The sequence below is a fragment of the Leptospira perdikensis genome, from assembly GCF_004769575.1.
Taxonomy (GTDB): domain Bacteria; phylum Spirochaetota; class Leptospiria; order Leptospirales; family Leptospiraceae; genus Leptospira_A; species Leptospira_A perdikensis.
On the sequence record NZ_RQGA01000003.1, the window covers coordinates 83,746 to 97,179 of the forward strand.

The 13,434-nt window shown below is 38.9% G+C and carries 12 protein-coding genes; 10 read left to right on the plus strand and 2 right to left on the minus strand.

Annotation, left to right across the window (positions count from 1 at the left end):
* The first annotated feature begins 58 nt into the window (after positions 1-58).
* The 9 genes from EHQ49_RS01670 to EHQ49_RS01710 all read left to right on the plus strand — a co-directional run bounded on the left by EHQ49_RS01670 (position 59) and on the right by EHQ49_RS01710 (position 7,899).
* Positions 59-769, plus strand: coding sequence for a 7-carboxy-7-deazaguanine synthase QueE (locus EHQ49_RS01670; protein ID WP_135575741.1), 711 nt, complete (start codon positions 59-61; stop codon positions 767-769).
* Positions 769-3,612 carry a DEAD/DEAH box helicase gene (locus tag EHQ49_RS01675; RefSeq protein WP_135575743.1) on the plus strand — a complete coding sequence of 948 codons (2,844 nt, stop codon included), beginning with the start codon at positions 769-771 and terminating at the stop codon, positions 3,610-3,612. Before EHQ49_RS01670 ends, EHQ49_RS01675 begins: the two co-directional genes overlap by 1 nt.
* Before the next feature lie 39 nt (positions 3,613-3,651).
* The gene (locus EHQ49_RS01680) at positions 3,652-4,917 is read left to right on the plus strand and encodes a dicarboxylate/amino acid:cation symporter (RefSeq protein ID WP_135575745.1); all 1,266 of its coding nucleotides are present in this window, start codon (positions 3,652-3,654) and stop codon (positions 4,915-4,917) included.
* A complete protein-coding gene (locus tag EHQ49_RS01685) occupies positions 4,904-5,755 on the plus strand; it encodes an SGNH/GDSL hydrolase family protein (RefSeq protein ID WP_135575747.1) in 852 nt (283 codons plus the stop codon). The genes EHQ49_RS01680 and EHQ49_RS01685 overlap by 14 nt, the downstream gene beginning before the upstream one ends.
* Positions 5,756-5,757: 2 nt before the next feature.
* The gene (locus EHQ49_RS01690; protein ID WP_135575749.1) at positions 5,758-6,573 is read left to right on the plus strand and encodes a hypothetical protein; all 816 of its coding nucleotides are present in this window, start codon (positions 5,758-5,760) and stop codon (positions 6,571-6,573) included.
* 84 nt (positions 6,574-6,657) lie between these two features.
* Entirely contained in the window at positions 6,658-6,894 is a 237-nt protein-coding gene (locus EHQ49_RS01695; protein WP_244241298.1) for a TRL-like family protein, read from the plus strand.
* Positions 6,891-7,136, plus strand: a complete 246-nt coding sequence (locus EHQ49_RS01700; protein WP_135575752.1) for a hypothetical protein — start codon at positions 6,891-6,893, stop codon at positions 7,134-7,136. The genes EHQ49_RS01695 and EHQ49_RS01700 overlap by 4 nt, the downstream gene beginning before the upstream one ends.
* 13 nt (positions 7,137-7,149) lie before the next feature.
* Positions 7,150-7,455 (plus strand): TRL-like family protein, encoded by a 306-nt coding sequence (locus EHQ49_RS01705; RefSeq protein WP_135575754.1) that lies wholly within the window; start codon positions 7,150-7,152, stop codon positions 7,453-7,455.
* 21 nt (positions 7,456-7,476) lie between these two features.
* Complete coding sequence (locus EHQ49_RS01710) at positions 7,477-7,899, plus strand: Ig-like domain-containing protein (RefSeq protein ID WP_167482978.1); 423 nt, start codon at positions 7,477-7,479, stop codon at positions 7,897-7,899.
* Between the two features lie 120 nt (positions 7,900-8,019).
* Here EHQ49_RS01710 and EHQ49_RS01715 read toward each other — a convergent pair whose 3' ends face one another.
* Complete coding sequence (locus tag EHQ49_RS01715; RefSeq protein WP_135575756.1) at positions 8,020-10,167, minus strand: sodium-translocating pyrophosphatase; 2,148 nt, start codon at positions 10,165-10,167, stop codon at positions 8,020-8,022.
* A gap of 70 nt (positions 10,168-10,237) precedes the next feature.
* On the opposite strand from EHQ49_RS01715, the gene EHQ49_RS01720 reads away from it, so the two are divergent.
* Positions 10,238-11,407 (plus strand): tetratricopeptide repeat protein, encoded by a 1,170-nt coding sequence (locus EHQ49_RS01720; protein WP_135575758.1) that lies wholly within the window; start codon positions 10,238-10,240, stop codon positions 11,405-11,407.
* A 21-nt stretch (positions 11,408-11,428) separates the two neighbouring features.
* On the opposite strand, the gene acs is transcribed toward EHQ49_RS01720, so the two are convergent.
* On the minus strand, positions 11,429-13,393 hold the full coding sequence (gene acs, locus EHQ49_RS01725; protein ID WP_135575760.1) for an acetate--CoA ligase: 1,965 nt from the start codon (positions 13,391-13,393) through the stop codon (positions 11,429-11,431).
* Between the last annotated feature and the right edge of the window lie 41 nt (positions 13,394-13,434).

Here is a 13,434-nt window from a genome sequence, read left to right on the forward strand (position 1 = left end):
TGAATTAATGTTTCCGCAAGAACAATTTAAAGTATTCTGACATAGAGAGAATCACACAATGTTTGGAAAAATTCACGAAGTCTATTCATCCATTTCTGGCGAAGGAATTTCGCAAGGAATACCAACTGTCTTCATACGATTTGCTGGATGTTCCTTACGTTGTGGCAAAACGGAAACAAGAGCCTTATGGTGTGACACAGCATATGCCTTAGGTCCCAATCAGGGCGAAGAAAAAACTCTCGATACCATATGGACTGAATTAGAAACGCTAGATTCACACCACGGATACCAAGTATTACTCACTGGTGGCGAACCCTTAGAAGGGAAAAATCGTGATCTATCCACATCCCTTGCCAATCGCATCTACAACCACAGAATCAGTCATAATTTGCCCTACCCAGCTTCCCGCGTGGAAACCAATGGAAGCGAACGAATCACCGAAGATTCTTTTTTTATTTTCACTATGGACTACAAACTACCTGGCTCCGGGATGGAAGAGCGTATGGATCAGGAAAATTTCCGGATTCTAGAAAAGAGACATAATTCACTTGACGAAATCAAGTTCGTTGTGCGAGATAGAATCGACTTTGATAGAAGTATTGAAGTCATTCGCGAACAAAAAATACAGACAAATATATTGTATTCGCCAGTCCACGGTGAAGTGGATGCCAAAGAACTAGTTGAATGGATCAAAGTAGACAATCCACCTAAGTGTCGTTTGTCGCTTCAAATTCACAAAGTGCTTTGGGGAAATCAGAAAGGAGTTTGATGGACATCCCTACTCAATTAAGTTTAGATTTTGAAACAACGGTTGAACCAAAACAAACAAATGAGTATGGGTTTCTCGTCGATGAACCAGAGTTAGGTCTAGCTAAAGTCACGAAAGAGACTGCTACCTCAGTCGAATTATTCTTTGAATCCAAAGAAATTTTTCGAACGGTTAATAAATCAAACAAACAATTACAATTTTTAAATCAATATCCAGAGTCTCTGCGTATTTGGGAAGAATTTCCCAAAGCAATGGACTTATCCCTTGCAGCAAGTCAACTCAAACTGACTTATAATTTTAATAAACTATCCTCTCTTTCAAATTCTAGAACTCGTCTCCTTCCTCACCAAATTGAATCCACTTTCATTGTAGCTAATAGTTTAAAACCAAGGTTTATCTTAGCAGATGAAGTGGGGCTTGGAAAAACCATTGAAGCTGGCCTAGCTGTAAAGGAACTTATGTTTCGCCGCGGTCTCAAACGAGTGCTTGTGGTTGCTCCTTCTCCTCTTCTTGTTCAATGGCAACAAGAGATGAAAAACAAATTCAATGAGGAATTTGCCATCGTTCGCAGAAGGAACTTTGTTACGAACGGCCCGGATCATTGGCGAAATTTTAACAAAATCATTACCTCCATCGATTTTATCAAAAACCCAAGGTATGCCGAAGAAATCCTCGGAACTAAATGGGATATCGTTGTTTTTGATGAAGCACATAGACTCAGACGCGATTATTCTAAAATCACTCGTGGGTATCTATTTGCAGAGAAAATTGCACGTAAAACGGAATGCCTCCTCCTTCTCACTGCCACACCTTTTCGTGGAAAATTAGAAGAGTTGTTTTATCTCTTACACTTAGTAGATCCAAATATTCTTGGTCCCTATCACACTTTTGTAAATGATTATGTCGTTGGCCAAAAAGGTGACTTAAAGGAAAAAATCTCCAAAGTATTACTTCGCCGTCGAAAGGTAGAAGTGGGTGGATTTACCAAACGATTTGCCAAAACAGTTCGAATTGATTTATCTCCCATCGAACGTGCGTTTTATGACGAAACTACTGACTATGTAAAAAGAGAATACAATATGGCAATGGGAACCAAAAACCGTGCCATTGGATTTGTGATGGTTGTATTCCAGAAATTACTAGATTCCTCTGTCATCGCACTCCTTTCAGCTCTACAAAAACGTAAGTTTATGTTGGAATCCAAATTCCATTACATGAAAGAACATGAAACGACTCTAGATGATTGGGATTTAGATGAAACGGAAGGTGTCGAAGAATTCATTACCGAATTGGAAGACGAAGAAATGTCTAGTTTCCAAAGGATCAAACGAGAGCTCTTTACTTTAAATCGACTCATTCATTTGGGAAAACAAATCAAAGAAGATAAAAAAACTCAAAAATTAAAAGAAACACTCTACCGCCTTAAAAAAGAAGGCCATAAAAAATTCATTATCTTCACGCAGTTTAGAACCACACAAGACCACTTACAATCTGTATTAGAACCTGACTTCAAAGTTTCCCCTTTCCATGGTTCCTTAAGTATGGATGAAAAGGAAGTCGCCATTCAAAAATTTAAGGAAGACTACGAGATTTTAATTTGTACAGAAGCGGGAGGGGAAGGTCGTAACTTACAATTTGCTAATATACTTTTTAATTATGACTTACCTTGGAGTCCACTTAAGATCGAACAACGAATTGGAAGGATCCATCGTTTTGGTCAAAAAGACAATGTCTATATATTTAACTTTGCTTCCAAAGATACTGTTGCTGAAAGGATTTTAGAAGTACTCACAAATAAAATCCGTTTGTTTGAAGAATCCATTGGTGCTTCCGATGACTTACTCGGTACCATCGAAGAGGAACTAGATTTCAACTCTAGCCTTATGAAGTTCGTAACAGGAACGAAAACCAAAGAAGAATTAGAAACAGAATTTGATCTCCGCATCCAAGTAGCTCAGAAAGGATTTGAAAAACTCAACGCTCTCGTCACACCAAAAGTTTTAGACTTTAATTTAAAAGATTATTACGACCATACACTCGAAGAAAGAGAATGGAACAATAGCCATTTAGAAGAAGTAGTTGCACAAGGTTCTAAGTTTTTTCAAAACTTATTACCGGGTACCCTCACTCTCATAAACAAAGGATCTTACGAATACAAAAATGCAGAAGGGAAAGTTAAAAAAGCAACTTTCGATTCTGACCTTGCTTTAACCAATGACTCACTCGAATTTATGGCCTTTGGACATCCTTTTGTAGAGAAGGTAACAGAGTTACTCACTCAAAGTGATGTGGGCCGCAAAAAGAAATATCTAATCTCTAATCATTTAAGTCAAAAAATACTTTTTGTTTTCCAAGTAGAATTTGATTTTTCTCTCAAACGAAAAGACCTCTTCTTCATGGAATTTGATTTGAAGAAAAAGAAAACTTTAGTTTTTACCGAAAAACCTGCCGAATGGACAGAAGCAAAAACTTATGTTCCTGAAAAAGAAATTCCTTTATCGAAACTAGAAGAAGCATTTATTCATTGTTATCCGATTGTTGAAAAAGAAGCAGAAACCAAAAAAGAAATTTTAAGAAAAGAAACTTTGTCAATCTTTCAAAAAGAAGAATATAAAGTAGAACTTTCTCACCAAAAAACCATCCGCCAACTCGAAGAAAAGCTAATGCGCCAAGAAGCCGCTTATAAATGGGACAATCGTCCTGAAAAAAAAGCAGTGCTTCACAAAACCATGAAAGAAATCCAACGAGCCAAAGACGAATACACTGTAGAGATACGTAAAATCAAAAACGGTGCTACCATTTTTCATAAAATTCGCCTCTTCCAAACCTATATCAGCATTTAATTTCATTTACATTAAATTTCCAAGGCTTAGACTTTGGAAATGTCCTTTCCCAAAATTGCATTTTGGATTCAAATTCTCGTATCTCTATTGTTAGGTTTGTTTTTAGGAATTCTGTTAAATCCAGAAACCGGTTTTGTTTCCACACTTACCTTAAAACCTTATTTACCTTGGATGAAACTTCCAGGTGATATTTTTCTAAATCTACTCCAAATGATTATGATTCCCTTAGTCATAGTCTCTATTGCTCTTGGTGTTTCCAGTTTACGAAACTTAAACGATCTTTGGAGTTTAGGAAGTAAAACCCTTTTCTATTTTATTTTTACTACCATCGTTTCTGTAAGTATTGGAATTTCACTCACACTTATCATCAAACCGGGGAACCATATCCAAAACCAAACAATAGAAAAAAACCTTACCATCCCAAATACCAAATTACCAGAAAATGAGGAATCAATTCCTGAGATCATATCCAGTATCATTCCTAAAAACTTAGTGAACGTCTGGTCCAAACAACAAATGTTATCTATTGTATTTTTTGGGATGATTCTCGGTATTTTTTTTCTGACTTCAAAAGAATCTGGGACTGCTTTAAAAGCATTTTGCCATTCCTTAGAAAGTTTCTGTCTTTGGGTAGTGGCCGCCGCAATGAAATTGGCACCGTTTGCGGTATTAGGACTAATGAGTTATGCCATAGTGCAGATCGGGTTTTCTTTGTTACTTGGGCTTCTCTCCTATATCGGAACCGTTCTTTTCGGGCTTTTTTGTATCCTAGTTTTTTATTCGGTTTTGATTCTGATTTTTACAAGAAAAAATCCACTTCGTTTCCTGAACCAAGTTCGCGAAATTCCGATCCTTGGATTTTCTACCTCCAGTTCCAGCTCCGTACTTCCCTTTTCTTTAAAACTGGCGAAAGAAAAATTAAAACTAAAGAAAACGGTAGCTGACTTTGTTCTTCCCCTTGGCGCAACAGTTAATATGGATGGAACAGCCTTGTACCAAGCAGTTGCTACTGTTTTCCTTAGCCAAGTATACCATGTAGACCTTTCAGCCTTAGACTTGTTTTTGTTAGTTGGAACCGTGACAGCAGCCTCCATTGGAACGGCTGCAACCCCGGGAGTAGGACTCGTTATCCTTGCTTCTATCCTCTATACTTTCCATATACCCATCGAAGGCATTACTATCCTTTTTGGAGTTGACCGCTTTTTAGATATGTGTAGAACTTCAGTAAATCTGACCGGCGATATTTCTTGCGCATTCATCATGGACCACATCTGGAAGGAAACAAAACCCAATGAAAAAAATTAAATACACAGTATTGTTAGGAATGCTAATATTCCTCATCCATTGTGATACCAAAAAGGATTACTTCGATGATATCGGTGCAAATCTCTTATGTACTACTTATGCAATTTGCAACGGAGAAACCCCTGCCAAAACTGGTATCATCGGTGATAGTTGGACAGACATCCTTCTTGGATTTCCACTTGTAGAAACACTTAGACCTCAATTAGAAAACAGATATCACTATCAATTTGTGGGCGCCACTCTCGGTGGAAAAACGTTACAACAAGTTGTCAGCCAAGGTCTTCAATTCCAAGTTATCGACCAAGGTGGTGCTGATATGAAAGTCATCATTTTATCCTTAGGTGGAAATGACATCCAAGCCAACCTTACTGAATACATAGGAAATGTCAGCGCAGTACAAACACAAAGATTTGCGACAATCAAAACAAACCTCAAACATATGATCGCAACTGGAAATGCTTACAAAATCGCAAGATTTGGAGGTGCTCCTCTAAAATGGATCATTCATGGGTACGATTATCCAAATCCTTATATGCCACCAGTTATCGCCGGTTCTGATGAAGGTTGTAAATCCAAGTTTGATCGCATTGGTTTGATTGTTCCAGATGCGGCTGTATTTACTTCTACACAGTTAGATGCTTTTAATAACCTACTTGTAGACATCACTAGAGAAGAACCTTCCTTCATCTATATTGACCTAAGAAACACATTGGGTGGAAAACCAAACTCTCGCGCAGAACTTATGTTAGATTGTATTCATGCAAATAACTTAGGATACACTTTTCTTGCTGATAAGTTTGCGAGATTAATTTATCCGATTACCAACGTAGGATTTTAAATATGAAAAGAATTATCATCAGTTCCCTTTTTTGCCTTCCCCTCACAGCATCTTTATATTCACAACCTAACAATAAAGGTTTTGCCCATCCTCTACAAGTAGAACCTGTGGCCGTGTATTCAAAAATCAGAGGCACCGTTAGTTACTGGGACAAAAATTTTAATGAAGTCAAAGAAATTAACAAAAACATCAACGTAGAAGGAGAATACAAATTCTCAGAATCTTTCTCTGTTATTTCTTCCATTGGTAGAAACGAATACTCCCAGACAGATTCATCAAAAGAAATCACCTGGGATCGTTGGAATGCTGGACTCAAATATGGAAAAGTTTTTGAAAATGGCTCTTCACAATTTTTAATCGGTGGTGGTTTACGACTCTATGACAAAAAAAGAAATGGAGAATTCCGAGAAAGGGAAAATCCTGATTTTTATTTGATTCGTCCTAACTTTGGACTCGGTTACAAATCAGGTATTTTTCAAATCATGTCCGAATTTCGTTTCCAAACGGAAACCAACCGACATGGAAGGGAATCTAGTTTAGAGGAGTTCAAAAGGTATTACCAAGTAGGAATCGCACCTTCTTTTGCTATCGCTGATTCCGTTCGTATCTTCACTGAACTTGAATATAGAGAGCCAATAGATAAAGTGGCGGATAAGAACTTAAGATACTTTAATTTTTATCCCGGGATCTCTATGAACACCGAGAATTTCGGTAGTTTCAATTTCTCTGTTTTGCTTGGAGTCTTACCTAAGGCAGACAATGCAATGGATAGAGGGATTCGTTTTTCCTATTTCTATTTCTTTGATACAAGTCAGTAGTGTATGAAAATTTTTTTCCTGTTACCGTCGGCCTTTTTCATTTTTCACTGTGTTAGTGTACAAATAGGAAATCCTTCGGTAACATTGTTTCAGAATAAAGGACAAGAAGGTTGGTACTCACCTGGCAAACCTCCTATAACTTCCGACAGTTTTGTTGAATCATGTACGACCAACTATTTTGGATTGGTAAGTATCGGAAGTGCTAGTTTAGATTATGTTCCTAGAGCGGCCCGACCGAAAGAAATCCACAGCATAGACCATTATTATAAAAACCAATATTTCTTTTTCCAAGAACTTTGTTTGCGTGTGACGGGACGATGAAACAGAATATTGACTCGTTAAATGAATTCGCAAAGAAACTAAAGAGTGGGCTTATCTATGAAGAGATAGAATCCAAATTGAAGGAATTCCATTCAAAAAAAAACAATGTATCTAACAAGTCATTAGATGCACTGACAGAAAAGATTCGAAACAAAGAAGAACAGATAAAAAAACTCTATGACGACATCATCATTCTACAAAACAAACTTTCGGAAACCTTGGATAAAGAACTTAAAAAATAAACCGTCAGGAAGAATGACCCTACTTTCCGGTCTCATTTGTTGTCAGCTATTTTCATTTTCCTGCGCTAGTTCTGGGTTCGGAACCCAAGGTCTTCTTTATGAGGACCAAAGGATCAGTATGATGGAAACTGGACTTTCGGCTTCTAAGGAAGGAATCGCTTGCGCGAAGTCCTACCTTGGCCTCCTCGCACTTGGGGACTCCTCTGTAGAAATCTCCCAAAAGAACGGAAACATCAAAGAAATTACGTCTATTGAGCTAGAAACCTACAATTTCTTCGGGATTTACGCAAAACTCTGCACGGTTACCAAAGGAAATTAGTCGAAACTAAATCTAGAACCTATGCCTATGTGGAAGAAAATTCGAATCCTATTTTTGTTTCTTTTTTCCTCCCTGGCTTGTATTCCAGAACCAAATCCCTCCCTTTTGGGAGTTCTTGTTTTACCACTGGTCACACAAACTTCCTCAACTTTCACTATTGAATCAACAAACCCAACGAATGGGGCAACCGGGGTTTCACTGACTCCTACCATTACCATTGTAATGACTCAGGCTCTCGACTCCACTTCCCTTAATACAAATATCAGCTGTTCTCCATCTTGTCCCAGTCTTAGTGGTGGTGCTTCCAACCGAACGATTACCCTGACACCGGCAAGTGCGCTGACAACCGGAACCACTTACACCATCACACTAAACCAAAACATCCAATCGATCTTTGGACTGACTCTCGGCACAAACACAAGTTTCAGTTTTACAACCTTATAAAAAAAGCCGACGTTTCCGCCGGCTCTCTATGTTTTCCAATGAAGGAAAATTGAATCTAGTGCTAGTGGAAACTTCTAAAGAAACTCTCCACCAGACTTTTGTGATCTCAAATTAGATTTCTTATCTAAAGAAATTTAAAATGATTCCACCTTTTGTTACGAAAAATTCAGCAAACACAAGTGAGGTGATCGCCATCAATTTGATGAGAATGTTGATCGCAGGACCAGAAGTATCCTTAAATGGATCTCCTACTGTATCACCTACAACCGCAGCTTTGTGTTTTTCTGAACCTTTTCCGCCAGCTGTTTTTTCGATGTATTTTTTAGCGTTATCCCATGCTCCACCAGAGTTAGCGGAAGAGATCGCAAGAACCACACCAGAAACTAGGGCACCGGCAAGAAGACCAGCGAGTGATTTTACACCAAACAAGTATCCAACCACGATCGGACTAAGAAGAACGAGAAGACCAGGAGGAATCATTTCACGAAGAGCAGCAGAAGTAGAAATATCTACACATTTTGCATACTCAGGTTTTGCTTTTCCTTCCATAAGACCAGGGATCTCTTTGAATTGGCGACGAACTTCTTTTACCATATCAAGAGCAGCTTTTCCTACAGACTTCATTGTCATTGCAGAAAAGATAAATGGAAGCATAGCACCAAAGAGAAGACCACCAAAAACCAAAGGATCCAAAAGTTCGATAGAAGTGAGATCAATCGCACCTTCTCCCAATTCCTTAGAAGCATTTTGTGTTCTTGTGATAAAGGCAGCAAATAATGCAAGGGAAGTGAGAGCTGCAGAACCAATCGCAAAACCTTTTCCAACGGCCGCAGTGGTGTTTCCCGCTGCATCCAAGTTATCAGTTCGATCACGAACTTCTTTTCCAAGTTCGGCCATTTCTGCAATTCCACCAGCGTTATCAGACACTGGACCATAAGCATCAATCGTAAGACCAATGGCAATAGTGGAAATCATACCAATAGCGGCTATCGCGATTCCATACATACCCGCAAGGATATTGGAAACAACAATTACGATCACAAGTAAAATCACTGGAATCACAGTGGATTTGTATCCAAGAGCAAGTCCGTAAATGATGTTCGTCGCAGCACCTGTTTCACAAGCATCAGCAACTTCACGTACTGGTTTGTAAGAATGAGAAGTATAAATCTCAGTGATCCAACCAATAAACATACCAGCAAACAAACCTAATGCGACGGAAGTAAAAACATTCCACTTAGTGATGGTTTTGTCTCCGATTTGGAAACTATCGATCATAAAGATGTCAGTTACAAAATAAAGTGCAATGGCTACGATGAATGTAGAAATCCAAAGTTGGAGTTTGAGAGCTTTTTCTACATTTCCACCTTCTTTCACGCGAGCAAAGAAAGTAGTGATGAGGGAAGCTGGAATTCCAATAGCAGAAATCAAAAGTGGGTAAAGCAAAGCAGAGTTATTATCAGCAAGAGCTGATGCTGTCGCACCAATCACTAAAGCCGCACAAGTTGCTTCCGCGGCCGAACCAAAAAGGTCAGCTCCCATACCAGCAATATCACCTACGTTGTCTCCTACGTTATCAGCAATGGTTGCTGGGTTACGAGGATCATCTTCTGGAATTCCTTTTTCTACTTTACCAACAAGGTCAGCACCAACATCGGCAGCTTTGGTATAAATACCACCACCCACACGACCAAAAAGCGCAACGGAAGATCCACCCAAACCAAAACCAGCAAGTGATTCCATAAGGATGTGTTTAGCTACACCGACATTAGTTCCTGTGAATAGAAGAAATAGTCCAATCATACCAAGAACAGCAAGACCAATCAGACCAAAACCCATTACGGCTCCAGAATCATAAGCAACGCGGAAAGCTTTGGAAAGAGAAGTTTTTGCGGCTTCTGCAGTGCGAACATTACCAGCAGTCGCAATTTTCATTCCAATAAAACCAGAAAGGCAAGAAATGAGGGCACCGGAAACAAAAGCAACGGCAGTATAAATACCTTCGTTGAATTCAGTTTTTGGGTTATCCAAAAGTAAATAGATGAGAACCGTCATGAAACTGATAAATAGTAATATGACTCGGTATTCTCTGAGAAGGAAGGCCATGGCCCCTTCTGCGATCGCAGCGGAGATTTCTTTCAATTTAGCGGTTTCTTTTTCGTTGCCGCCGCCTGCGCCCACTTGGATGCGAACCACCCGAGCCGCGTAGAATATCGCCGTGACTATGGAAACTAGTGCCATGACGATGATGATTAACTCTACATTCATGAGATCCTCTTTGAGATTGTTTATTTGAATTTCTAAGATTATTTAGAAGATGACCGATGAGAATCCATAGATGATACTTCGGTCTAGGAGAATATGGCAATTTGGTGTTCTGGTAACAAGTCTATTTCTGGTTTCCAGTCCAAATTTAGCACAAACAGAGGTTCTGAACCCCGTTAAGGCTTTGTACGGTTATGAAGATCTATTACGTATGGCTGAGGACAAAATTATCCAAGAAACTCCTGCCAAAGCCTTCGATTTTCTCATCAAAGCCAAAGAAATAAATCCAGATCCAGACTATCGATATTACAATTTATCTGCAAGAGCTCATATAAAACTGGGGCAGATCTTCGACGGAATCCACGCCTATGAAGAATCCATCAAAAAGAAAAATGACCAACTAGATTTAGTTCTCTATGTTGCTGATTTTTATGAAAAGGAAAGAAAACCTAAAGAAGCTTTGTTCTATACCAAAATTTACTTAGAACAAAAACCAAATGCAAAGTACAGATTGTATACAGCAGCCATCTTATCCAGACAACTTGGATTGGAATCCGATTACGAATCCTATATTCAAATATTAGAATCAGACAAAACTTTTCTTTCCGAAAAAGAGGCACTACAAACAAGCCTTCAAAAAAATATCAAAAGTAAAAAATGGAAAGAAGCTGATGATTTGAGTTTACGGTATTTAGTTTATTTCCCAAGAGAAGAAGGGATGTATGAAACCTTAATCCTTGCAAGAAGGGGTAGAAATTCCGAACTTTTAGAACAGGCTTATCAATGGACAACCACTGTATTTTTAACTGAAACAAGATACTTCACACGTTACGGAGTGTATCTTCAGGAGAAACAAAGATATTTAGAAGCTTTGTCCTTATTTCGTCGTGGGTTTTATAATTTATTAAAATTTTATCCTGACTCGGACGCTGGTGAAATTCTTTTTCTAATTCGTCAAAGTTATGCGAATCTTGGAAAAGATAGAGATACTCTTGCCATTGATTCCCTTGTCAAAGACTTCCAAAACCAAAAAAAAATCACAGCTACAGAGTTAGAAAACCACCAAAGTACATATCGTAAAAACAGAGAGTATTTACTGTTTTGTATTCATTGGTTTTCTAAACGAGATACGGCAAAGGCCAATGATTATCGCCAAAGATTAAAAGATCGAGATATGGAATTTGAAGAACAAGAATTCTTGCGGGTGATGGGAGTTTTTTCTGCCCTCCCACAAGATCTATAGAACAACAAACACCAAAAAAAACTAACTATGGAACTTTTTCTTATCATCAATTAACGACTGTACAACGGATGGATCGGCAAGTGTGCTGATATCTCCTAAAGTATCAAATTCGTTATTGGCGATTTTTCTTAATATTCGGCGCATGATTTTCCCTGATCTAGTTTTCGGTAGTCCTGGTGCCCAGTGGATGACTTCTGGTCTTGCAATTTTACCGATCACTTTTTCTACCATGGCGATGAGTTCTTTCTTCAATGCATCGTTTGTTGTGACACCTTGTTTCACGGTAACATAAGCATAAATCCCTTGGCCTTTGATATCGTGTGGAAATCCCACTACTGCGGCTTCGGCTACAGATTTATGTTCTACAAGAGCACTTTCCACTTCAGCAGAACCAATTCGGTGGCCCGAAACATTTAAGACATCGTCGACTCTTCCTGTTATGCGAAAGTATCCATCTTTATCTTTATTGGCTCCGTCTCCCGTAAAGTAGTAACCCTTAAATTGAGAAAAGTAGGTATCGAAGAAACGTTTTGGATCTCCATACACTTCTCGCATCATAGAAGGCCAAGGTTTTGCAATACATAGGTTTCCCGAAATTTCCCCTTTCCCTTTGATTTCTATACCTTCGTTATCTACAAGTACAGGTAAAATTCCATAGAATGGCCAACTTGCTGAACCTGGTTTTTGTGGAATGGCTCCTGGAACACCTGAGATCATAATCGATCCAGTTTCTGTCTGCCACCAAGTATCCACAATCGGGCATTTAGATTTTCCTATATTGGTATAATACCATTCCCAAGCTTCGGGGTTAATGGGTTCCCCTACAGAACCGAGGAGACGCAAAGACTTAAGTGATCTTTTCTTAATATGATCGATACCTTCTCGCATAAGTGCACGGATGGCCGTTGGAGCTGTATAAAATACAGTGACTTTGTATTTATCAATCACATCCCAAAACCGACCAGCATCGGGATAACTAGGTACACCTTCAAACATAAGGGAAGTGGCCCCATTCGATAAAGGTCCATAAAGAATATAACTATGACCGGTAATCCAACCTATATCTGCCGTACACCAGTAAGTATCTGTTTCTTTATAATCAAAAATGGTCGCAAACGTAAGATTAGCACCTAGAAGATATCCAGCGGTTGTATGAAGAACTCCCTTTGGTTTTCCCGTTGAACCGGAAGTATAAAGGATAAAAAGCGGATCTTCCGAATCCATAACTGCAGGCGCACATTCTTTTTTAATGTCCGGGTCTTTCATCAAGTAGTGATACCAATGGTCTCTACCTTCTTTCCAGTTTAAATTCCCTTCATCGCCTGTTCGCTTAACAACAATTACATCTTTTACCTTAACTTTAGTTTCATCCAAAGCAACATCCACATTCTTTTTCAACTCAATGGGTTTACCACCTCGATACCCACCATCAGCGGTAATCACCAGTGTTGGTTTACAATCCTCAATACGACCAAGAAGTGCCTCAGGAGAAAATCCACCGAAAACAACAGAATGTACAGCACCCACGCGAGTACAGGCAAGAGTCACAATGGCAAGTTCTGGAATCATGGGGAGGTAAATGAGAACCCGGTCTCCCTTTTTCACATCGAATTTTTTTAGAACGTTTGCAAAATGATTCACTTCGCGGTGGAGGTCTTGATAGGTAAGAACTTTGGATTCATCAGGGTTGTCCCCTTCCCAAATGAGTGCGGCTTTGTTTTTTAAAGGAGAATCTAAATGTCTGTCTAAACAATTGTAAGAAACATTGAGTTTCCCACCAACAAACCATTCTGCTTTTGCCTTGGCAAAGTCATGTTTGAGAACCTTTGACCATTTTTTAAACCAAGTTAGGCGTTTTGCTTGTTCAGCCCAAAATTTTTCGGGTTTTTCAATGGATTCTTTATATTTGGCTTTGTATTCTTTTAAACTAACGTTCGCAAGCTTAGCGAAGTCTTTGGACGGTGCCACGATTCTTTCTTTCGGCATTGGTTCCCTCTAGAGAAAGAATGCTGAACTTTTTTTTAAAA